At 74.0% G+C, this 20430-nt stretch carries 16 protein-coding genes; 14 read left to right on the forward strand and 2 right to left on the reverse strand.

Annotation, left to right across the window (positions count from 1 at the left end):
- Positions 1-4 precede the first annotated feature (4 nt).
- The 6 genes from D9C15_RS17010 (at position 5) to D9C15_RS17035 (ending at position 6697) form a co-directional block, all read left to right on the forward strand.
- Positions 5-802: an extracellular solute-binding protein gene (locus D9C15_RS17010; protein WP_127999366.1), complete on the forward strand. Its 798-nt coding sequence runs from the start codon at positions 5-7 to the stop codon at positions 800-802.
- Between the two features lie 143 nt (positions 803-945).
- Positions 946-1332 carry a hypothetical protein gene (locus D9C15_RS17015; RefSeq protein WP_127999368.1) on the forward strand — a complete coding sequence of 129 codons (387 nt, stop codon included), beginning with the start codon at positions 946-948 and terminating at the stop codon, positions 1330-1332.
- Between the two features lie 30 nt (positions 1333-1362).
- The gene (locus D9C15_RS17020) at positions 1363-1968 is read left to right on the forward strand and encodes an RNA polymerase sigma factor (RefSeq protein ID WP_127999370.1); all 606 of its coding nucleotides are present in this window, start codon (positions 1363-1365) and stop codon (positions 1966-1968) included.
- A gap of 58 nt (positions 1969-2026) precedes the next feature.
- Positions 2027-2536 (forward strand): carboxypeptidase-like regulatory domain-containing protein, encoded by a 510-nt coding sequence (locus D9C15_RS17025; protein WP_127999372.1) that lies wholly within the window; start codon positions 2027-2029, stop codon positions 2534-2536.
- Positions 2533-5301 (forward strand): CHAT domain-containing protein, encoded by a 2769-nt coding sequence (locus tag D9C15_RS17030; RefSeq protein WP_127999374.1) that lies wholly within the window; start codon positions 2533-2535, stop codon positions 5299-5301. The genes D9C15_RS17025 and D9C15_RS17030 overlap by 4 nt, the downstream gene beginning before the upstream one ends.
- 70 nt (positions 5302-5371) lie before the next feature.
- Positions 5372-6697, forward strand: a complete 1326-nt coding sequence (locus D9C15_RS17035) for a S8 family peptidase (RefSeq protein WP_127999376.1) — start codon at positions 5372-5374, stop codon at positions 6695-6697.
- Between the two features lie 6 nt (positions 6698-6703).
- Here the strand turns inward: D9C15_RS17035 and D9C15_RS17040 are convergent, their stop codons facing one another.
- Positions 6704-7729, reverse strand: a complete 1026-nt coding sequence (locus D9C15_RS17040; RefSeq protein WP_205854828.1) for an NAD(P)H-binding protein — start codon at positions 7727-7729, stop codon at positions 6704-6706.
- A 222-nt stretch (positions 7730-7951) separates the two neighbouring features.
- Between D9C15_RS17040 and D9C15_RS17045 the strand changes: the two genes are divergently transcribed.
- The 7 genes from D9C15_RS17045 (at position 7952) to D9C15_RS17075 (ending at position 14893) form a co-directional block, all read left to right on the forward strand.
- Positions 7952-8794: a hypothetical protein gene (locus D9C15_RS17045; protein WP_127999378.1), complete on the forward strand. Its 843-nt coding sequence runs from the start codon at positions 7952-7954 to the stop codon at positions 8792-8794.
- Between the two features lie 103 nt (positions 8795-8897).
- Complete coding sequence (locus tag D9C15_RS17050) at positions 8898-9692, forward strand: FAD binding domain-containing protein (protein WP_127999381.1); 795 nt, start codon at positions 8898-8900, stop codon at positions 9690-9692.
- 85 nt (positions 9693-9777) lie between these two features.
- A complete protein-coding gene (locus D9C15_RS17055; protein ID WP_127999383.1) occupies positions 9778-10707 on the forward strand; it encodes an AAA family ATPase in 930 nt (309 codons plus the stop codon).
- 3 nt (positions 10708-10710) lie between these two features.
- Positions 10711-11961 (forward strand): vWA domain-containing protein, encoded by a 1251-nt coding sequence (locus D9C15_RS17060; RefSeq protein WP_127999385.1) that lies wholly within the window; start codon positions 10711-10713, stop codon positions 11959-11961.
- Positions 11962-12085: 124 nt separating this feature from the next.
- The gene (locus D9C15_RS17065; protein WP_127999387.1) at positions 12086-13093 is read left to right on the forward strand and encodes an XdhC family protein; all 1008 of its coding nucleotides are present in this window, start codon (positions 12086-12088) and stop codon (positions 13091-13093) included.
- A gap of 97 nt (positions 13094-13190) precedes the next feature.
- On the forward strand, positions 13191-13961 hold the full coding sequence (locus D9C15_RS17070; protein WP_127999389.1) for a quinoprotein dehydrogenase-associated SoxYZ-like carrier: 771 nt from the start codon (positions 13191-13193) through the stop codon (positions 13959-13961).
- Positions 13958-14893 (forward strand): quinoprotein relay system zinc metallohydrolase 1, encoded by a 936-nt coding sequence (locus D9C15_RS17075; RefSeq protein ID WP_127999391.1) that lies wholly within the window; start codon positions 13958-13960, stop codon positions 14891-14893. The genes D9C15_RS17070 and D9C15_RS17075 overlap by 4 nt, the downstream gene beginning before the upstream one ends.
- Before the next feature lie 6 nt (positions 14894-14899).
- Here D9C15_RS17075 and D9C15_RS17080 read toward each other — a convergent pair whose 3' ends face one another.
- Positions 14900-18343, reverse strand: a complete 3444-nt coding sequence (locus D9C15_RS17080; protein WP_164886757.1) for an IPT/TIG domain-containing protein — start codon at positions 18341-18343, stop codon at positions 14900-14902.
- A gap of 291 nt (positions 18344-18634) precedes the next feature.
- On the opposite strand from D9C15_RS17080, the gene D9C15_RS17085 reads away from it, so the two are divergent.
- On the forward strand, positions 18635-20374 hold the full coding sequence (locus tag D9C15_RS17085; protein WP_127999395.1) for a PQQ-dependent methanol/ethanol family dehydrogenase: 1740 nt from the start codon (positions 18635-18637) through the stop codon (positions 20372-20374).
- Positions 20375-20430 lie beyond the last annotated feature (56 nt).

Here is a 20430-nt window from a genome sequence, read left to right on the forward strand (position 1 = left end):
GGCGATGCGAACGCTGACGATCGGGCTGGGAGCATTCGGGTTGGCTGCCGCGGCGCTGGCCCAGCCGGCCGACGTGAAGGTGCTTGCCGCCGGCAGCCTGCGCACTGCGCTCACCGAGGTGGCGCAGGCCTGGGAGGCGCAGGTGCCGGGGCGCCGCGCGGTGCTCGGCTTCGGTGCCTCGGGGCTGCTGAAGGACCGCCTGCTGGCCGGCGAGGTGGCGCAGGTGTTCGCCTCGGCCAACATGGAGCATCCGCAGGCGCTCGCCGCCGCCGGCCGGGCGCTGGCGCCGCAGGCCTTCGCGAGCAACCGCCTGTGTGCGCTCGCGCCGGCCGAGGCCGGCCTCACGAGCGCCAACCTGGTCGAGCGCCTGCTCGATCCGGCGGTGCGCCTGGGCACCTCCAAGCCCCGGTCGGATCCGGCCGGCGACTACACCTGGACGATGTTCGAGCGCATCGAGCAGCAGGGCCGACCCGGTGCCTTCAAGACGCTCTCGACCAAGGCGCTGCAGCTGACCGGTGGCCCGGCCTCGCCGCCGCCGCCGGCCGACCGCAGTGTCTACGGTGCGCTGATGGAGGCGAAGCGGGCCGACGTCTTCGTCACCTACTGCACGAACGCAGTGAGCGCCGTGCGCGAGGTGCCGTCGCTGCGTTCGGTGGAGGTGCCGGCCGAGGTGAACGTCGCGGCGCGCTACGGCGTCGCGCTGCTGAACGGCGCCGGCGAGCCGGCTCAGGACTTCGTGCGCTTCCTGCTCGGCCCGGCGGGGCAGGCCGTGCTGGCGCGGCACGGCTTCGCGGCGCCCTGATCGACGCCTGCAGCGAATTGTTACAACATGCCGGTGTATCCGGACGCGGCGCCGCGGCTCTGTCGCAGGCGTCGCGACGATGTCGAGTGCCCCGGATCCCCCGGCGGCCGGTCCCCGCGACACGCATCGCACGGAGCACCGCCATGAACCTCAAGAGCATCGCCACCACCTCGATCGTCACCCTGCTGCTGGGCGCCTCGTTCGCCGCCGCCGCCGCGCCCTCGGTGCGCGTCACCTGCGAAGTGCGCGCCAGCCGCGCCAAGGCCTCGGTGGACGGCAGCGGCCTGGCCGCCGGCAACTACCGCGGCGTGATCGTCTCGGGCGGCAACACCGCGCAGTCGCCGGCCGAAGCGGCCATCGGCGACGAGGTCGAGTTCGACTTCGACAGCAACCCGGCCGACATCCGCGAGGGCGCCACCGCGATCTCCTCGACCTTCGTCGTGAATCGCCAGGTCACCGGCAAGATCGTCGACGCCGCCGGCCGCACCGTGGCGAGCGACACCGTCGCCTGCCGCATCCGCCGCAAGTGAGCCATAAGCACCGGGGTCTACCATGCGCCCATGAGCGAAGGGGACGATCCCGGGGCCGAGAATGCCCGCCTGGTGGCCCGCTGCCGCGCCGGTGACGGCGCGGCCTGGCGGGCGCTGGTGCAGCGCTACCAGCGGCTGGTCTACGCCATCGTCACCCGCACCGGGCTGGACGGCCACACCGCGGCCGACGTGTTCCAGACCGTGTTCCAGCGCCTGCACGAGCAGCTGCCCCGGCTCGCCCAGCCCGAGCGGCTGCAGGCCTGGATCGTCACCACCGCGCGGCGCGAGGCGCTGCGCGAGATCCGCCGGGTCGGCCGCCACGAGACGCTGGACGCCGGCGACGACGAGGACGGCGACCGCCCCGCGCTGCACGAGCGCCTGGCCGACGACGCCCCGCGCGCCGAGGAGCAGCTCGCCGAGCTGCAGTCGCTCGACCTGCTGCGCCACAGCCTGGACCGGCTCGACGAGCGCTGCCGCGAGCTGCTGCTGCTGACCTTCCGCGACGACGACGACGCGCTCGACTACGACAGCATCGCCGAGCGCATGGGCATGCCGCGCGGCAGCCTCGGGCCGACGCGCAGCCGCTGCCTGGGCAAGCTGCGCAAGCTCTACGACGCTGCCGGGGTGCGCCCATGAGTCGATGTATCCGGCGCAGCCCGTGCCGCTCTGTCGTGCAGACATTCCCGGAGGCGCGATGAGTTCCAACACCGATCCCGGCGACGACGACTTCGAGGCCCTGGTGCGGCGTGCCGTGCGCGAGCTGCCCGATGCGCCGCTGGCCTGGCGGCAGGCCGCCGTCGGGCTGTGGCCCGGGCCGCTCGAGCGTGCGGCCGCGCAGCTGCGACGCGTGCTCGCGGTGCTGAGCTTCGACAGCGCGGCGCTGTCCGCACCGGCGCTCGGCCTGCGCAGCGCCGGCGGTGCCGCGCGCCACCTGCTGTTCAGCGCCGGCGCGCACGACGTCGACCTGCGCATCAGCGCAGCCGGCACCGGCTTCGACCTGGCCGGCCAGCTGCTCGGTCCGTCGGCCGGCGGGCGGGTCGAGGCGCTCGCCGAGGGCGGTGGCGCGCCCTTCGGTGCCGAACTCGACGAACTGGGCGAATTCCGCCTGCGCGGGCTCGCGCCGGGGCGCTACCGCCTGAGCTTCGAGGTGGCCGACGAAGCCATCGAGCTGCCGCTGCTCGATCTGCACCGGGCCGGTCCGTGACGCTGCCCGCCACCGATGCCGGCGCCCGGGCCGAGCGGCTGCTGGCCGGCGCGGCCGAGCTGCCGCCGGCCGGTGCCGGACGGCTCGAGCTGGCCTGGGCGCTGAAGGAGCGCTGCTACGCCGCCTTCCAGCAGGCACCGCCGCAGGCGGTGCGCGCCGCCGAGCTGCTGCGTGCGCTCCTGCCCGGCGCGGCGGCGGCCGAGCGCGACGAGATCGAGGCGCTGGCGCAATGGACCGCCGGCATCGCGGCGCTCACGCGCGGCGGCTTCGCCGAGGCGGTGCAGGCCTTCGACGCGGCGCACGACGGCCTGCAGCGCGCCGGCCGGCCCGACCCGGCGGCGCAGACCCGGGTGCCGAAGATCATGGCGCTGTCGCTGCTCGGCCGGCACGACGAGGCGGTGGCCTGCGCCGAGGAGGCGCTGCGCGTGCTGCGTGCGCTCGGCAACAGCGCCGCCGCGGCGCGGGTCAGCCTGAACCTCGGCAACCTGCTGTTCCGGCGTGACCGCTATCGCGAGTCGGTGGCGCATTTCCGCAGTGCGGCGGTGCTGTTCGCGCGCGCGGCCGACCACCAGCATTCGGTGCTGGCCGACATCTCGCTCGGCGACGCGATGACGGTGCTGGGCGAGCTCGACGAGGCGCGCCGCATCTACGAACGCGCCCGGCTGCGTGCACAGCGGCGCGCGCTCGCGCTGCCGGCGGCGCTGGTGGACGAATCCCTCGCGCTGCTCGACCTGGCGGCCGGGCGCTGGCGCGACGGCCTGGCCGGCATGGAATCGGCACGCCGCCGCTACGCCGAGATGGACCTGCCGCAGTACCTGGCGATCGCCGAGAAGCAGCTCGGCGACGCCTACCTCGAGCTGCGCCTGGCCGGCGAGGCGCTCACACTGTTCGAGGCCGCCGCGGCGCAGTTCGCCGCGCTGGAGCTGCCCGACGAACAGGCCTGGGCGCTGCTGCAGCAGGCGCGTGCGCAGGCCCTGCTCGGCCAGCCGGCCGCGGCGGACAGCTTCGCGCGGGCCGCCGACCTGTTCCGCGCCCAGGGCAATGCGGTCGGCGCCGCGACCCTCGCGCTGGCGCAGGGCGAGTGGGCGCTGGCCCGCGGCGATGCGACCGCCGCGCGGACGCAGGCCGAGGCCGCCCGCGCCGGCTTCCAGGCCGCCGGCCAGGCGCAGGGCGAACTGCGCAGCGAACTGCTGCGTGCCGAGGCGCTGCAGGCGCTCGGTGACGGCGCGGCGGCGCAGGCCTTCGATGCGGCGCTGGCGCGCGCGCAGGCGCGCCGGGATGGCGTGTCGCAGGCGCGCTGCCGCGCGGCGCTGGCGCGCCTGGCGATGGCCGACGGCGCACACGAGGCGGCGCGCGCGCTGCTCGATGCCGCGATCGCCGACATCGACAGCGTGCACGCCACGCTGCCGGGCGACGAGTTCCGCCAGGCGCTGCGCGCCGAGCACCTGCGTCCCTGGGAAGACCGGCTGCGCCTGGCGCTCGACGACGAGCCTCCGGAGGCCGTGCTGCAGCACCTGGACCGCTGGCGCGCGCGTGCCCTCGACGAACGCCGCCGTGAACCCGGCCTGGTGCCCGATGCCGAGGTGCTGCGCCTGCGCCAGCACCTGAACTGGCTGTACCGGCGCGCGCAGCGCCAGGGCGCCGGCGAGGGCGAGCCGACCGGCGAGATCCTGCGCGCCGAGGCCGAACTCGGCGAGCGCCAGCGCCGCCAGCGCGTGCTGGCCGCGCCAGGGCCCGACGCCGATCGCCCGACGGCGTTCGACACCGCGGCGCTGCCGCCGGGCGCCGCCATCGTCGCCTTCGGCGTGCTGGACGACGAGCTGTTCGCGTGCGTGCTGCGCGACGGCGCGGTCCGGCTGGTGCGCCGGCTGGCCGGCGCGAGCGCGGTGCAGGAGGCGGCCGAGGCGGCGCAGTTCCAGCTCGCCACGCTCGCCAGCGGCGCCGGCACGCTGCAACGCCACCTGGACACCCTGGTCGAACGCGCGCTGCGCCGGCTCGAGGCGCTGCACCGGCTGGTGTGGCAGCCGCTGCAGGCGGCGCTGGCCGGCTGCGGGCGGGTCATCGTCGTGCCGCATGGCGCGCTGGCGGGGGTGCCCTTCGCCGCGCTCGGCCCGCGCAACGCACCGCTGGGCGCGACGCTCGACCTCGCCCTCGCACCCAGCGTGCAGTCGGCCCTGCAGGCGCTGCGCCAGCCGCTGCGGCCGGTGCAGGTGGTGGTCGCGCTGGGCGAATCCACGCGCCTGCCGCACGCCGGCGTCGAGGCCGAGGCGGTGGCGCGGGTCCACGCGCACGCACGCGCCTGGACCGGCGCCGAGGCCAGCCTGGCGCGCCTGCACGACGAGGTGGCGGGCGCCGACCTGGTGCACCTCGCCTGCCACGCACAGTACCGTGCCGACAACCCGCGCTTCGCGCGGCTCGACCTGGCCGATGCCTCGCTGACCGCCGACGAGGCCGAGGAACTGCCGCTGCGCCCGGGTGCGACCGTCGTGCTCAGCGCCTGCGACACCGGCCGGGTCGACGGGGCGCACGGCGACCAGGTGGTCGGGCTGGTGCGCGCCTTCTTCGTGGCCGGCGCCGCCCGCGTGCTGGCCGCCGGCTGGCCGGTGGACGACGCCGTCACGCGCGGCTTCATGGCGGCGTTCCACGCCGCCCTGGCCGGCGGCGCGAATGCCGCGGCGGCGCTGCGCACGGCCCAGGCGAGCACGCGCAGCGCCCATCCGCACCCGGCCCACTGGGCTGCGTTTTCGCTCTGGGGTGCGTGGTGAGACCCGTCACGACACGCCGCCCGATGGCCCATCAAATGTGCATGAAGCACATTTGTACTAGAATGCGCCCATGCCCGAGGAGACCCGCATGAACCCGACGCGCCTCCTGCGCCCGATACGCCGCCTGCTCGCGGCCCTGCTGGCAGCCGCCGCGGCCGCCGTGGCGGGCCCCGCCGCGGCCGCCTCCGGGCCCGACCGGATCGACAACGAACTGCTGGTCAAGCTGCGCCGCGGCGCCGACCTGCAGGCACTGCTCGCGAAACATCCGCTGGCGCTGGCGAGCCGCTTCGGCGCGCGGCCGATCTTCCGGCTGACGGTGACCGGCAATGCGCGGCCGGCCGACGTGCTGGACGCGCTGCGGCTCGAGCCGACGGTGATGGTGGCCGAGACCAACAGCCGGCAGGCCAGTCCCGAGGCCCGCAAGAACATGGCCTGGGCGATCGGCCAGCCCGACGCCTATGCGGCGCAATGGGCTCCGGCGGCACTGCGCCTGTCGGCCGCGCAGCGCCTGGCCACCGGCCGCGGCGTGCGCGTGGCGGTGCTCGACACCGGGGTCGACGGACGCCACCCGGCGCTCAGCGGCCGCATGCTGCCCGGCCGCGACTTCGTCGACGGCGACCGCAACGCGGGCGAGCCCGCGGTGACCAACGGCGCGGCCTGGGGCCACGGCACGCATGTGGCGGGCCTGATCGCACTGGTGGCGCCGAACGCCCGCATCATGCCGGGGCGTGTGCTCGACCCCGACGGCGTGGGCAACAGCTGGGTGCTGGCCGAGGCGCTGCTGTGGGCCGCCGACCCCGACGGCAACCCCGACACCGACGACGGTGCCGACGTCATCAACATGAGCCTGGGCACGCTGGCACGCACCGACGTGCTGGACGCGATCGCGCGCATCGCTGCCTGCCAGCCGGCCGTGGCCGGCGACCCGGTGGGTGACCGCAGCGACCCCGGTTATGCCGACGACGAGCGGCGCTGCGCCGCGCGCCGCGGCGCGGTGCTGGTGGCCGCGGCGGGCAACGACGCCAGCCGGGTGCGCCAGTACCCGGCCGCCGAGGGCGTGTACGGCCTCGTCTCGGTGGGCGCCTCGCGCCCGAACGGCAGCATCGCCGCCTTCAGCAACTTCGGCTCCTGGGTGCGCCTGGCTGCGCCGGGGCAGCGCATCACCAGCACCTTGCCGGGCGGGCTGTGGGGCACCTGGAGCGGCACCTCGATGGCCGCGCCGCTGGTGGCCGGCACCGCGGCGCTGGTGCGCGAACGCGCCCCGACGCTGCAGCCCAAGGAGGTGGTGCAGCGCATGCGCCGCGCCACCGCGCCGTCCTGCGACGACCTGCTGCCGCTGCTGGACGCACATGCCGCGGTGGCGGGTGTGCGCGCGCCGGACCGCGTCTGCCCCTGACGTCGCTCAGAACACCGCGTGCTCGCCGCGCTCGTCGACGGCCTCGCCGCGCAGCAGCGCGGCGTAGTGCGCGGCCAGCGTGCGGGTGCCGAAGGAGGGTGTCGCGTCCGCGTCGTAGCGGCCCGCGGCGGCGTCCCACACCAGCATCGACTCGGTGGCGTAGTAACAGCCGATGCGCGCCAGCTCGGCCTTGGCCGACAACGGCGGGACGAGGCGTGAGGCCAGGCCGAGTCCGCCGGCGATCGCATCGAGCAGGCGCGGGCTGACCGAGCGCAGGCGCGGTTCGCGGCCGAGCAGGCCGAACAGCAGTTCGGCCTGGCCACGCGGCGTGATCGCCGCGCCCGGCCCGCCGATCGGCAGGATGCGGCGCGAGCGTGCCGGGTCGTCCAGGCAGTCGGCCAGGTACTCGGCCAGGTCGGCATCGGCGATCGGCTTGCAGGCGGTCAGCCTGCCGTCGCCGAACACCAGGAAGGGCTTGCCCCGCTTCACGCGCCCGACCTGGCCCGACAGCGACTTGAAGAACGCGGTCGGACGCACGATCGAGTAGTCCAGCCCGGACTCGACCAGCACCTTCTCGAACGCCAGCTTGGCGTGCTGGAACGCGAGCCGCGGCTTCTGCACGCACAGCGCCGACAGCAGCACCACCTGAGCGACGCCGGCGCGGCGCGCCGCTTCCAGCGCGTGCACGTGCGCGCGGTGGTCCACCGCCCAGGCCTCGGCCGGCACGCCGGTGCGCGAGGCCAGGCAGGAGACGAGCACGTCGAAACGCTCGCCGGCGAGGCCGTCGCGTTCGATCGAGGCCGGGTCGGTGACGTCGCCGGTGCGCAGCGCGGCGCCGGGCAGCAGCGCCGCGAGCCCGGCACGCGCGCGCACCAGGCACACCACCTCGTGCCCGCGCGCATGCAGCGCCTGCACCGTGGCGCGGCCGATCGTGCCGGTGGCGCCGAGCATGAAGATGCGGCGCGGGCGCTGCGAGTGCGGGCGCGGCGCATCCGTCGGCGCGGCGGCGGGGCTCGGAGTGCTGATGGCCATCGAGGCGATTCTCGCCGTGTGGTGCCGGCCCGGCCCGCGCTGCCCGTGCTGCCGGGGGATGCGCCGCAGCCACGGCCCGGCGAGCGCCCCGGATGCGCTGGGAGCGAGCGGTGCGGCAGCGATGGCGTGCCAGGCAAGCGCCAGGAGGTTCGTCTGTCTCATCGACCCCGACGCGCGGGGCGGCGGAACCGGACACCGCGGCGCTCCGCTACGCTCACCCCCATGAATCGATCAGGGAGGAAGGGCAAGGGCCCGGGCCCGCTGCACGGCCGCGCCAGCGCCACGCTCCGCTTCGAGCGCCAGGTGCGTGCCGACCTGCGCGAACGGCGCTGGCTGCGCGTGCACGTCACCTCGATCGGCCTCGTCACCTTCGGCGTGTTGTGGGGCCTGTCGCATGCGCTGCTGCGCGCCGGGGTCGACTCGATGGCGTTGCGGCATGCGCTGGCGCTGGTCGGCGCCTACGTGGTCTACCTCGGCCTGCTCGGGCTGTGGGCCCGCTGGCTGCTGTCGCGCCACGAGGCCGACGGGGGCGACCTCGGCAGTCTCGACCTACCCGGTGGGTCGGGCGGCGGATCGCCCGATGCGCCGGGCTTCGGCTCCGGCGGCGGTGGTGACTTCGGCGGCGGCGGTGCCAGCGGCAGCTTCGATGTGGGCGGCGACGCCGGCTCGGCGCTGGCCGAACTCGGCGCGCAGGGCGGCCGCAGGGTGCTCGGCGCCGCGGTCGAGGTGGGCGGCAGCGCCGACGAGGGCGCCATCGTGCTGGTGCCGCTGGCGCTGCTGGTCGGCGTGGCGCTGCTGCTGGCCGCGGCCTTCGGCGTGGCGGTGTTCGGCCTGTTCGGCGCCGAGGTGCTGCTTGGCGTGGCGGTGGAGATCGCCATCGCCTCGGCCAGCAGCGCGCTGGCCTTCAAGGCGCAGCGCGAGGGCTGGCTTGGGCATGCGCTGCGGCGCACCGTCGTGCCGCTGCTGATCGTGCTGGCCGCCACCGTGGGCACCGGGTTGCTGCTGGCGCACTGGCTGCCCGACGCGGCCACCTTGCCGCAGGCGCTGCGGCAGCTGTTCGGCTGAGCACGGCCGCCGCGCCGGTGCACGGCGGCTGTGTGTACGATCCGGGCGCCGGCCGGTCTCCGACCGGCATGCCGCGACCGGAACCGAGCGAGGAGACGAGGCCATGTACCCCTTCGATTACCAGCGTCCCGCGAGCACCGCCGCGGCGGCCTCGGCCTTCCAGGGCGAGGCGCGTTACCTCGCCGGCGGCCAGAGCCTGGTGCAGGCGATGAAGCTGCGCCTGTCCTCCAGCGAGCGGCTGGTCGACCTCGGCGGCATCGCCGAGCTCAGGGGCATCCGGGTCGAGCCCGGCCAGGTCACGATCGGCGCGATGACGACGCATTCGACCGTGGCGGCCTCGGCCGACGTGCGCAAGGCCATCCCGGCGCTCGCCGAACTCGCCGGCGGCATCGGCGACCCGGCCGTGCGCAACATGGGCACGATCGGCGGCTCGATCGCCAACGCCGACCCGGCGGCCTGCTACCCCGCGGCGGTGCTCGGCCTGAGCGCCACCGTGATCACCAACCAGCGCCGGATCGCCGGCGACGCCTTCTTCACCGGCGTGTACGAGACGGCGCTGAAGCCGGGCGAACTGATCACCGCGGTCAGCTTTCCGGTGCCGCAGCGCGCCGCGTACATCAAGTACAAGCAGCCGGCCTCGCGCTTCGCGCTGGTCGGCGTGTTCGTCGCGCAGACGGCCTCCGGGGTGCGTGTCGCGGTCACCGGCGCGGCCGGCAGCGTGTTCCGCTGCCAGCCGATCGAGGCGGCACTCGCGAAGAGCTTCACGCCCGCGGCCGCCAAGGCGGTGACGGAGAGTGCGGACGGCTTGAACGCCGACCTGCACGCCTCGGCCGCCTACCGCGCCGCGATGATCAGCGTGATGGCCTCGCGCGCCGTCGCGGCGGCGCTGGCGCGCTGAGCGCCCTGCCCGGCGGGGCGCCGGCCGGCATACTGCGTCGCCCGGGTGCGGCATGTCGGCCGCGTCCTTTCGACGAGAACCTTCCATGACGGCCACCCCGCTCGTGCTGCCCGAGTCGGTCGATGCCGTGATCGCGCTGCTCGCGCAGCGCGACTACGTGTGCGACCGGCGCCTCGCCACCGCGCTGTTCCTCAGCCTGAAGCTGCGCCGCCCGCTGTTCCTCGAAGGCGAGCCGGGCGTCGGCAAGACCGAACTCGCCAAGACGCTGGCCGAGGGCCTGGCCACGCGGCTGATCCGGCTGCAGTGCTACGAGGGGCTGGACGTCGCACAGACCGCCTACGAGTGGAACGTGGCGCGCCAGATGGTGGAGATCCGCCTGGCCGAGGCGGCGCATGCCGTGACGGACGCGGCCGACCGCGAACGGCTCGCGCACGACCTCTACTCGCGTGCGATGCTGATCGAGCGGCCGCTGCTGCAGGCCCTGACGCAGCCGCGCTCGCCCGTGCTGCTGATCGACGAGCTCGACCGTGCGGACGAACCCTTCGACGCCTTCCTGCTCGAGGTGCTGGCCGAGAACCAGATCACCATCCCCGAGCTCGGCGCGGTGCGCGCCGAGGCGCCGCCGGTCACGATCATCACCAGCAACCGCACGCGCGAGATCCACGATGCGCTGAAGCGGCGCTGCCTGTACCACTGGGTGGAGTTCCCGGACGTCGAGCGCGAGCTCGACATCGTGCGCCGCAAGGCGCCGGGCGCCCCGGAGCGGCTGTACCGCCAGGTGGTGGAGTTCGTGCAGCGCATGCGCACGCTCGACCTGTTCAAGGCGCCGGGCGTGGCCGAGACGATCGACTGGGTCAACGCGCTCGTCGCGCTGAACACGATGCAGCTCGACCCGGCCACGGTGAGCAGCACGCTGGGCGTGCTGCTGAAGTACCAGGACGACATCACGCGCATGGGCGGTGGCGACACGGCCAAGATCCTCGACGAGCTGCGCGCGAAGGCGCTGCCGGGCTGAGCCGTGCTCGCGGACAACCTCGTGCACTTCGCGCGCATCCTCCGGGATGCAGGGCTGTCGGTCGGCCCCGACCGCGTGCTGACCGCGATCGCCGCGGTGGAGGCCGTCGGTGTGGAACGCAAGGCCGACGTGCACGCCGCGCTCTCGGCCGTGATGCTCGACCGCCACGAGCAGCAGGCGATCTTCGATGCCGCCTTCGAGGCCTTCTGGCGCGACCCGAAGCTGCTCGAGCAGATGATGGTCCTGCTGCTGCCCGAGGTGGACGGCCGGCGCGAGCCGCTGGCGCCGCCGCGCTCGAACCGTCTCGCGGAGGCGCTGGCCGCACTGCGCGCGCCCGAGCCGCCCCGGCCCGGCGCCGACGCGCAGCACGACGAGATCCGTGTCGATGCCGAGTTCGGCTTCTCCGAGCGCGAGCGGCTGCAGCAGGCCGACTTCGAGAGCATGAGCACGGCCGAGTACGAACTCGCCAAGCAGCTCGCCGAACGCGCGCCGCTGCCGGTGCTGCCGGTGCGCCGGCGCCGCCACGAGGGCAGTGCCCGCGGCGCGCCGGACCTGCGCCGCAGCCTGGCGCAGATGGCGCGCCAGCCGGACGCCCCGGCGCTGGCCTTCACCCGCGCACGCGAGGAGCTGCCGCCGATCGTCGTGCTGCTGGACATCTCCGGCTCGATGGACCGCTACTCGCGCCTGTTCCTGCACTACGTGCACGGCCTGACGCGCCGGCACCTGTCGGTGCACACCTTCACCTTCGGCACGCGGCTCACCAACATCACGCGCTGCCTGCGCGCGCGCGACCCCGACCAGGCGCTCAGGCTCGTCGATGCCCAGGTGCACGACTGGAAGGGCGGCACGCGCATCGCGGCCAGCCTGGACGAGTTCAACCACCGTTGGGCGCGCCGCGTGCTGGGCGGCAATGCGGCCGTGCTGCTGGTCACCGACGGGCTCGAGCGCGACGAGGGCGGGGCGCTCGAACGTGCCGCCGCGCAGCTGCAGCGCAGCGCGCACCAGCTCGTCTGGCTCAACCCGCTGCTGCGCTTCGAGCGTTTCCAGCCGCGCGCCGCCGGCGTCCGCGCGCTGCTCGCGCATGTGGACCGTTTCCTGCCGGTGCACAACCTGCGCAGCCTCGCCGACCTCGGCGTGGCGCTGCGCCGCCCGGCGGCGCCGCCGGCGGCCCTGCTTCACCGACCCGACGCTGCATGGAACGCCAGGGCGAACGCCTCGCCCCCGGTCCGGTCGAGCAGGTCGGGGCCGCACTAGGGCCCACCCCGGCGGAAGCCCCGCCGCCGGCAGCGGCCGTGGCCGCGCGCCAGAATCGCGTCTGGTGGGTCGTCGGCGCTCGTGCTGGCGGCCCTCTGGGTTCTCATGCGTAAGGAGTCCGGCCGTGGACAGTCTCGATCTCCAGGTGCTGCAGCAGGCGCGCGACTGGCGCGCCCAGGGCCATGCCGTGTGGCTGGTCACGGTGATCGAGACCTGGGGCTCGGCGCCGCGTCCGCCCGGCGCGCTGCTGGCGATGCGCGGCGACGGGCTCGTGGTCGGCTCGGTCTCCGGCGGCTGCGTCGAGGACGACCTGATCGACCGCGTGCGCCATGGCGAGCGTGTCGGCCGGCCGTCGCTGATCACCTACGGCGTCACCAAGGAGGAGGCGGCGCGTTTCGGCCTGCCCTGCGGCGGCAACCTGCGCCTGGTGCAGGAGCCGCTGACCGAGACGGCCTGGGTCGACGACATCCTGCAGCGCACCGCGCGCCACGAGCTGGTGGCACGCACGCTCGACCTGGACAGCGGCGCGGTGAGCGTCGAGCCGGCCGCGCGCGGCGAGGCCTTCAGGTTCGACGGCCGCCGGCTGCGCGCGCTGTTCGGCCCGCGCTGGCGCCTGCTGATCATCGGCGCCGGGCAGCTCTCGCGCGCCGTCGCGCAGATGGCGCTGATGCTCGACTTCGAGGTGATCTGCTGCGACCCGCGCGAGGAATACCACCTGACCTGGGACATCCCGAACACCACCTTCAGCAAGGCCATGCCCGACGACCTGGTGGTCGAGCTGCAGCTCGATCCGCACAGCGCGGTGATCGCGGTCACGCACGACCCCAAGCTGGACGACATGGCGCTGCTGGAGGCGCTCAAGTCGCCGGCCTTCTACGTCGGCGCGCTCGGCTCGCGGGGCAACACCGCCAGGCGCAAGGAGCGCCTGGCGCTGTTCGACCTCAGCCCGGCCGAGATCGGCCGCCTGCACGGTCCGGTGGGGCTGGACCTGGGCAGCAGGACGCCGGCCGAGATCGCCGTGTCCATCGTGGCCGAGATCGTGGCGGTGAAGAACGGCGTCGGCCTGCTGCAGAAGAAGGAAGGCTCGGCCGTTGCCGAGGGCCCGGGCGTCTGCGGCGTGCCCGCGCGCTGAAGGCGCGCCGGCCGGGCCTGGCTGATCCATCCTGGAGCAGGCCTGCGGGTTCTTCCCCGCTGGAGCGGTACCGCGCCCGCCGGCAGCATGCGTGGCCATGATCGACCGTCGCTGCGCCTTGCTGCTGCTTGCTGCCACGCCCGTGCTCGCCCGCGCGCAGGACACCGGCGGCGACCCGTTCGGCTCGCTGCAATGGCCCGGCCTGCGGCGCGAGTTCTTCGGCGACGCGCCGGTCGTCTTCGACGAGCGCGTGCAGGTGCGCGGCCCCGGTTTCGCCGAGGACCCGATGAACGTGCCGATCGGCGTCTCGGCGGCCGCCCTGGCCGACGTGCAGTCGCTGGTGGTCTTCGTCGACCGCAACCCGATCCGCAAGGTGCTCGAGCTCACGCCGCTGGCCGCGCTGCCGGCCATCAGCTTCCGCTTCAAGCTCGAGCAGGCGAGCCCGGTGCGTGCCGCGGCGCGCACGAAGGACGGCGTCTGGCACGTCGGCGGCACGCTGGTCGACTCCTCGGGCGGCGGCTGCACCGTCTCCGGCGCGAGCCGCCAGGACGGCAGCTGGGCGCAGACGCTCGGCCAGGTCAGCGGCAAGGTGTTCGATGCCAGCCCCGCGCCGGGCGTGGCCGGCTCGCGGCTGCGGCTGCGTGTGATGCACCCGATGGACACCGGCCTGGTGGGCGGCGTGCCGGCGTTTTATGTCCGGCAGCTCGCGCTGCGCGATGCCGCCGGCACCGAGCTGCTGCGCCTGGCCACCTTCGAGCCGGTCAGCGAGAACCCGGTGTTCAGCTTCGACTTCCCCGGCCGCGTCGGGCCGCTGCACCTGAGCGGCAGCGACAACAACGGCAACCGCATCGACGCGCGCCTCGAATGAAGCGCCTGCTGCTGCTGCTGCTCGTGCTGGCCTGGCGTGCGGCCGCGGCCGCGGACCCGGCCACGCTGGACTACCAGCTGCAGGCCCGCGCGCTCGCGCCCGGCGTCTGGGTGGTGGAGGGCGCGAACGCCGACTTCAGCCCGGCCAACGGCTGCAACATCATCAACACCGGCTTCATCGCCACCGGTGCCGGCGTGCTGGTGATCAACACCGGGCCGTCGAAGCGCTACGGCGAGCAGCTGCGTGCATTGATCGCCCGGACCACGCCCGAGCCGGTGGCGCAGGTGCTGCACCTGAACCTGCACCCCGACTACTTCCTCGGCAACCAGGCCTTCGCCGACGTGCCGCGCCTGGCCACCGACACCACCCGCGCCGGCATGGCGCGCGAAGCCCGGTCCTACGAGGACAACCTCTACCGCCTGTGCGGCGACTGGATGAAGGGCACCGAGGCGCTGCTGCCCACCGGCAAGCCGATGCTCGGCCCGCTGCGCCTCGGGCAGCGCGAGTTCGAGCTGCGCGAGTACCGCGGCCACACCGCGAGCGACCTGGTGCTGGTGGACAAGGGCAGCGGCGTGGTGTTCGCCGGCGGCCTGGTGTTCGCGCAGCGCATCCCGACCACGCCGCACGCGCAGCTGCCCGACTGGCTCGCGAGCCTGGACCGGTTCGACACGCTGAAGCCGAGCCATCTCGTGCCCAGCCACGGCCCGGTGCGCGCCGACGCGAGCGCGGTGGACCAGACCCGGCGCTACCTGCGCTGGCTCGACGCGCAGCTGCGGCGCAGCGCCGAACGCGGCGAGGACCTCAACGAGGTGCTGCGCGCCGAGGTGCCGCCCGAGTTCCGCGCCTGGGCCGCCTTCGGCACCGAGTACACGCGCAACGTCGTGCACCTGTACCCGCGCTACGAGCAGGCGGTGCTGCAGCGCGCGCGCTGAGGGACCTCAGCCCTCGTCGGTCAGCGTGAACTTCACGGCACGCATGCCCGCGCCTGCCTTGCCGTCCACCGCCAGCACCGCCTCGTGCGCGCCAGGCTTGACGCTCCCGGCCGGCAGCCACAGCTCGGGGCCGCGGCCGACGAGCTTGCCGTCCAGGCGCCAGACCAGGCGATCCGGGGCCAGGTCTGCATCCGAGCCGTCGCGCGCCCGGCCCCCGAGCAGCAGGCCCTGGCGGGCCGACAGCCGGTGCCCGGGCTGCGGGTGCACGATGGACACACGCGCCGGCAGCACCGGCACCTCGAGCTCGCGCAGCGCCGCGACGCTGGCAAAGCCGTCGTGCAGCACCAGGCGCACGAACACGCGGCCGGGCGGCAGGCCGCGCGCGTCCAGCTGTGCGGCCTCGCCGCGCAGCCCGACCGCCAGGCCGCGCCAGGCATGGGTCCATTGCGACCTGGCGCTGGGCCGCGTCTTGCCGGCCGGCGCCCACTGCACCCAAGCCTGCGGCTGCGCCTCGGGATCCAGGCGGGCTTTCCAGGCGAGCTTGAGCTGGCCCGCCTTGTCGATCTCGCAGGCGAGCGATTCGATCGCCGGTGCGGTCTTGCGGCGGCGCCGCGACCAGAGAACCTTCTCACCGTCGCGCAGGCGCAGCTCGACCGCGGCCGCCTGCCACGCCAGGCGTGCCTCGAACAGGTAGGGGCCCTGCGGCGGACTCGTCGGCGCTCCGCCGCCGCAACCGGCGCAGTGGCCCGCGGCGGCCGGCACGACCGCATGCACCCAGCCGAAGCCGAGCTTGGTGCCCTTTTCGTCGAGCGCCTCGAACTGCAGCCGGGTCGCGACCCCGCCCGCCGTGGGCGACTCGAGCGCGGCGCGCACGACCGAGTCGACCTGTACATGGTCGTCCTCGTCGACGCGGCCGGCGATGCAGGCCAGATCGAGTCGGACGGCAGTGCCGGCCTCAGCGACCATGCCCGCCGCCTCCTGCCGGCCGACCGGCAGCGTGACCGGGTTCAGTCCGGCGGCATTCACGTAGAGCGCGTGGTTGTGCAGCGAAACCCATCGGGGACCGCAGTAGCTCATGAAGTCGAACTCGGTCGGAGGGTGGATGCTGCCGTCGCGGTTGTCCAGCCCGTACTCACCCAGCCGCGCGCCCGGCGTGCCCGGCATGTCGTAGGGCTCGTAGGCCGGGTAGGCGGCGTCGGACGCGCCGACGTTGCCGCACGGGGCGTGGGGCCGGCCCAGCATGTGGCCGATCTCGTGCGCCAGCGTGACGCCGTCGCCCATCGAGCCGGTCGCCACGCCGCCGCCGCAGCCGATCACCGGGCCCATCGGCACGCCGGTGGGCAGCAGGCCGTAGTAGAGCCAGCCGGCGAGGTTCCCGTCGGCATCCCGCGCCTGGGTCACCAGGTTCATCAGGGTGCCCCAGTTGGGCGTGCAGCCGCCGGGGATCGGCGGCTGGTCGTTCAGCGGCACGTTCAGCGCCACCGTGCCGGCGTTGCGGCTGTCGAAGGCGGCGCCGATCGGCAGCGTGGCCAGCGTGTAGCCAAGCGTCGCGTCGAGGTCGGCCAGCGCCGGCGCGGCGATCACCAGGTTCGGTGTGCCGGCGGGCGGGTTGTCCATCGGCGGACCGTCGAACGCGACCATGATGCCCGCCACGCGCAGCCGCCGCTGCAGCGCGAAGTCGATGCTGGTGCCCAATGCCGGCAGCGGCCCCGGCAGGGGGGCGTCGTCGAGCCGGCAGCGCGCGCTCAAGCGCAGCCGGCCCTGCGCCTCGGCGGCGGGCAGGATGAAGTTCAGCGTGCGGCCGATGTTGCCGCGCAGGTCGGTGTAGCTCGCGTCGGCCCGCACCGAGATGGTCGGCACGGTCGACGCGAGCACGAAGCTGGCGGCGACGTTGCCGTCGACGATGCGCTCGACCTGCAGCTCGCCGCGCACCGTCCAGCCGTGCGACAGCATGCCCGCGGCATACGACTGCACGTAGACACGCACCCAGGTGCGCTTGTCGCGCACCTGCGGCATCGAGTTGTCGGCCTGGCGGTCGTTCGCGTCGGTCAGGTGCTCGGCGCTGCGGAAGTACTGGATCGCCTGCGTGACCTCGATCCCGGTGGCCAGCAGGGCCGGGTCGACACGGACCCAGATCTCGATCTCGCGCGCATCGATGCCGGGCGAGCAGCCGCCGGTGGCCTCGAGCCGGGCGCGCCAGCGCACCGGGGCCGCCGGGCTGGAGGCCTGCAGCGGCGGCGAGACGCCCACGGCCGGCAGGTTGGGGCCGAGCCGCAGGCGCTCGACGCCGGTCTCGTCGGTCACGACCAGCGTCCGCCCGGTTGCGCCGTAGGCGCGCCAATGCACGGCGAAGGTTCCGCCCGGCGCAACGACGAACGGGCCGACATGGCTGCCGCCCAGGTGCAGCGCCTCGACGTAGGGGGCGCTGCCGTCGAATCCTTCGTACACCTGCCCCGGCAGGTTGCGCTCGATCAGCACGCCGCAGACCAGCGCCTTGCCGTAGGGAATCTCCAGCCACAGGCCGCCGCCGGCGGTGGGCGGCACGATGACCTCGATCTCGGTGTCGCTCCAGCGTTCGGCGGCGACCTTCAGCTCGCCGCCGCCGAGGCGGCGGAAGACCACCAGCCCGCCGGCGCCGAAGTTGCTGCCGCTGATCAGCAGGCGGTCGCCCGGACAGGCGACGGCCGGGCTGACCGCGCTGATCGTGTAGGGGGCCGTCGGAGAGCCGGGTGCGATGTCGCCCAGGCAGTCCTTGTGCCAGTCCAGCCAGGGCAGGCAGTTGCGCCGCTCGGGCAGCGGGATGCCTTCGTCCGGCCCGCCCGGGATCGGGCCGCATTCGGGGAAGCGCCAGTCGAGTTCGGCGCGGAAGCGCTGCAGCGCCTGCGGCGAGCCGCCCGCCGCGAGCCCCAGGCGATGCACGCGGCCGAGGTCCTCGAACATGCACAGCAGCTTCATCACGCCGCGGTACAGCGGGTCGAGCGGGTACAGCCCGGAGCGCGCCACCGAGGCCAGCGCCGCCAGCAGCGGCAGGCTCGATTCGGGCCGCACCGCCGGCGCGTCGTCCGGGGCCCAGCGGCGGTGGGCGTGCGGCTGGTCGCCGGGCTTGTCGAACAGGTCGGCGGGCGCCGCGCCGTCGTCGTGCCCGCCGAGCGCGGCAAGCTGCTCGGCGGTCTCGACGAAGCTGCGGACCGCATACGGATTGCCGGCCAGCACGCCATGCGCGTCGCGCAGCAGGCCGTCGGCCAGGCCGTAGGGCGGAGGCGGGCAGCGTGCCGCCTCGAACAGGCGGCCGAACTCCGGCGAGCCGGGCACGGCGAGCAGCTGCACGGCGCGCTCGAGTTCGGCATCGAGCCGCTCGGGCGGGCCGAAGCTGGTCTCGAAACGGATGTCCGGGAGGGGTTCGAACTTCTCGCGCGCACCGGCGCGCGGCTTGCGTGGCGAGGTGGACATGACGGGCCCGGCTTGGACAGGGGCAGCCATCTTCATCGGCGCGGGCGGCAGCGTCTCCCCCTAGCAGGCCGGTCGGCTGGCGTGGAACAGCTGCCCGGCGGGCTGTCACCGCACGGCACTGCGCCGTGTTCGAAGCTGGAACAGTGGCACGGGAAAGCCCGTAGCCGGCATGCGGGAAATGTTCCCGAACACGCCGATGCGGGGCAGCGGGAGCCGTGGCACGCGCTTTGCGCAAGAGGCGGTGGAAGTGCAGCGCCACGCTGCCCGCCCACCCACCCTCGAGGAGACTCCATGCAGATCAAGATGCTGACCGCACTGGTCGCGCTCGCCCTGGGCTCGCTGAGCGCCCAGGCCGTGGTGACCGACAAGACGATCGACGACGATGCCAAGACCACGGGGGACATCGTCTCCTGGGGCATCGGCACGCAAGGCCAGCGCTATTCGCCGCTCAAGCAGATCAACGCGGGCACGATCGGCAAGCTGGTGCCGGCCTGGTCGTTCTCGTTCGGCGGCGAGAAGCAGCGCGGCCAGGAATCGCAGCCGCTGATCCACGACGGCGTGATGTTCGTGACGGCCTCGTACTCGCGCATCTTCGCGCTCGACGCCAAGACCGGCCAGAAGCTGTGGAAGTACGAGCACCGCCTGCCCGACGGCATCATGCCCTGCTGCGACGTGATCAACCGCGGCGCCGCGCTGTACGACAACCTGGTGATCTTCGCCACGCTGGATGCGCAGCTGGTCGCGCTCGACCAGAAGACCGGCGACGTGGTGTGGAAGGAGAAGATCGACGACTACGCGGCCGGCTACTCCGCCTCGGCGGCGCCGCTGATCGCCGGCGGCCTGCTGCTGACCGGCGTGTCGGGCGGCGAGTTCGGCATCGTCGGCCGCGTCGAGGCGCGCAACCCGAAGACCGGCGCGCTGGTCTGGGTGCGCCCGACGGTCGAGGGCCACATGGGCTACACCTTCGACAAGGACGGCAACAAGAAGGAGAACGGCGTCAGCGGCACGGCCGGCAAGAGCTGGCCGGGCGACCTGTGGAAGACCGGCGGCGCGGCCACCTGGCTGGGCGGCACCTACAACGCCAAGACCGGCCTGGCCTACTTCGGCACCGGCAACCCGGCGCCGTGGAACAGCCACCTGCGCAAGGGCGACAACCTGTACTCGTGCTCGACGGTCGCCATCGACATCAAGACCGGCCAGATCAAGTGGCACTACCAGAACACGCCGAACGACGGCTGGGACTTCGACGGCGTCAACGAGTTCGTCACCTTCGACGACGGCGGCAAGGTGCTGGGCGGCAAGGCCGACCGCAACGGCTTCTTCTACGTCAACGACGCGGCCACCGGTGAACTGGTCAACGCCTTCCCGTTCGTCAAGAAAGTCACCTGGGCCACCGGCATCGACCTGAAGACCGGCAAGCCGAACTTCGTGCCCGAGAACCGCCCGGGCGACCCGACCGCCGGCGCCGACGGCAAGAAGGGCAACGTGGTGTTCGCGGCGCCCTCGTTCCTGGGCGGCAAGAACCAGATGCCGATGGCCTACTCGCCGGAGACCAAGCTGTTCTACGTGCCGGCCAACGAGTGGGGCATGGAGATCTGGAACGAGCCCATCACCTACAAGAAGGGCGCGGCCTACCTCGGCGCCGGCTTCACGATCAAGACGCTGAACGACGGCGCGATCGGCGCGCTGCGCGCGATCGACCCGAAGACCGGCAAGATCGTCTGGGAGGTGCCGAACAACGCGCCGCTGTGGGGTGGCGTGCTGACCACCGGCGGCAACCTGGTGTTCTGGGGCACGCCGGAAGGCTACCTGCAGGCCGCCGACGCGAAGACCGGCAAGGTGGTCTGGAAGTTCCAGACCGGCTCCGGCGTGGTGGCGCCCCCGGTGACCTGGGAGGACAAGGGCGAGCAGTACGTGGCCGTCGTCTCGGGCTGGGGTGGTGCGGTGCCGCTGTGGGGCGGCGACGTGGCCAAGAAGGTCAACTACCTCGAGCAGGGCGGCTCGGTGTGGGTGTTCAAGCTGATGAAGTGAGGCGCTTGCCCGCGCCATGACGGAGGCCGCCTGCGGGCGGCCTTCTTCTTTCGTGG

This window comes from Piscinibacter defluvii (assembly GCF_004011805.1).
Taxonomy (GTDB): domain Bacteria; phylum Pseudomonadota; class Gammaproteobacteria; order Burkholderiales; family Burkholderiaceae_C; genus Piscinibacter; species Piscinibacter defluvii.

What these genes read in the sequence shown, in the direction of transcription:
- D9C15_RS17035 (WP_127999376.1), top strand. Translation starts at nt 5,372, where the DNA reads ATGCCCGAGGAGACCCGCATGAACCCGACGCGCCTCCTGCGCCCGATA.
- D9C15_RS17015 (WP_127999368.1), top strand. Translation starts at nt 946, where the DNA reads ATGAACCTCAAGAGCATCGCCACCACCTCGATCGTCACCCTGCTGCTG.
- D9C15_RS17020 (WP_127999370.1), top strand. Translation starts at nt 1,363, where the DNA reads ATGAGCGAAGGGGACGATCCCGGGGCCGAGAATGCCCGCCTGGTGGCC.
- D9C15_RS17085 (WP_127999395.1), top strand. Translation starts at nt 18,635, where the DNA reads ATGCAGATCAAGATGCTGACCGCACTGGTCGCGCTCGCCCTGGGCTCG.
- D9C15_RS17045 (WP_127999378.1), top strand. Translation starts at nt 7,952, where the DNA reads ATGAATCGATCAGGGAGGAAGGGCAAGGGCCCGGGCCCGCTGCACGGC.
- D9C15_RS17055 (WP_127999383.1), top strand. Translation starts at nt 9,778, where the DNA reads ATGACGGCCACCCCGCTCGTGCTGCCCGAGTCGGTCGATGCCGTGATC.
- D9C15_RS17025 (WP_127999372.1), top strand. Translation starts at nt 2,027, where the DNA reads ATGAGTTCCAACACCGATCCCGGCGACGACGACTTCGAGGCCCTGGTG.
- D9C15_RS17050 (WP_127999381.1), top strand. Translation starts at nt 8,898, where the DNA reads ATGTACCCCTTCGATTACCAGCGTCCCGCGAGCACCGCCGCGGCGGCC.
- D9C15_RS17010 (WP_127999366.1), top strand. Translation starts at nt 5, where the DNA reads ATGCGAACGCTGACGATCGGGCTGGGAGCATTCGGGTTGGCTGCCGCG.
- D9C15_RS17070 (WP_127999389.1), top strand. Translation starts at nt 13,191, where the DNA reads ATGATCGACCGTCGCTGCGCCTTGCTGCTGCTTGCTGCCACGCCCGTG.
- D9C15_RS17080 (WP_164886757.1), bottom strand. Translation starts at nt 18,343, where the DNA reads ATGTCCACCTCGCCACGCAAGCCGCGCGCCGGTGCGCGCGAGAAGTTC.
- D9C15_RS17075 (WP_127999391.1), top strand. Translation starts at nt 13,958, where the DNA reads ATGAAGCGCCTGCTGCTGCTGCTGCTCGTGCTGGCCTGGCGTGCGGCC.
- D9C15_RS17040 (WP_205854828.1), bottom strand. Translation starts at nt 7,729, where the DNA reads ATGGCCATCAGCACTCCGAGCCCCGCCGCCGCGCCGACGGATGCGCCG.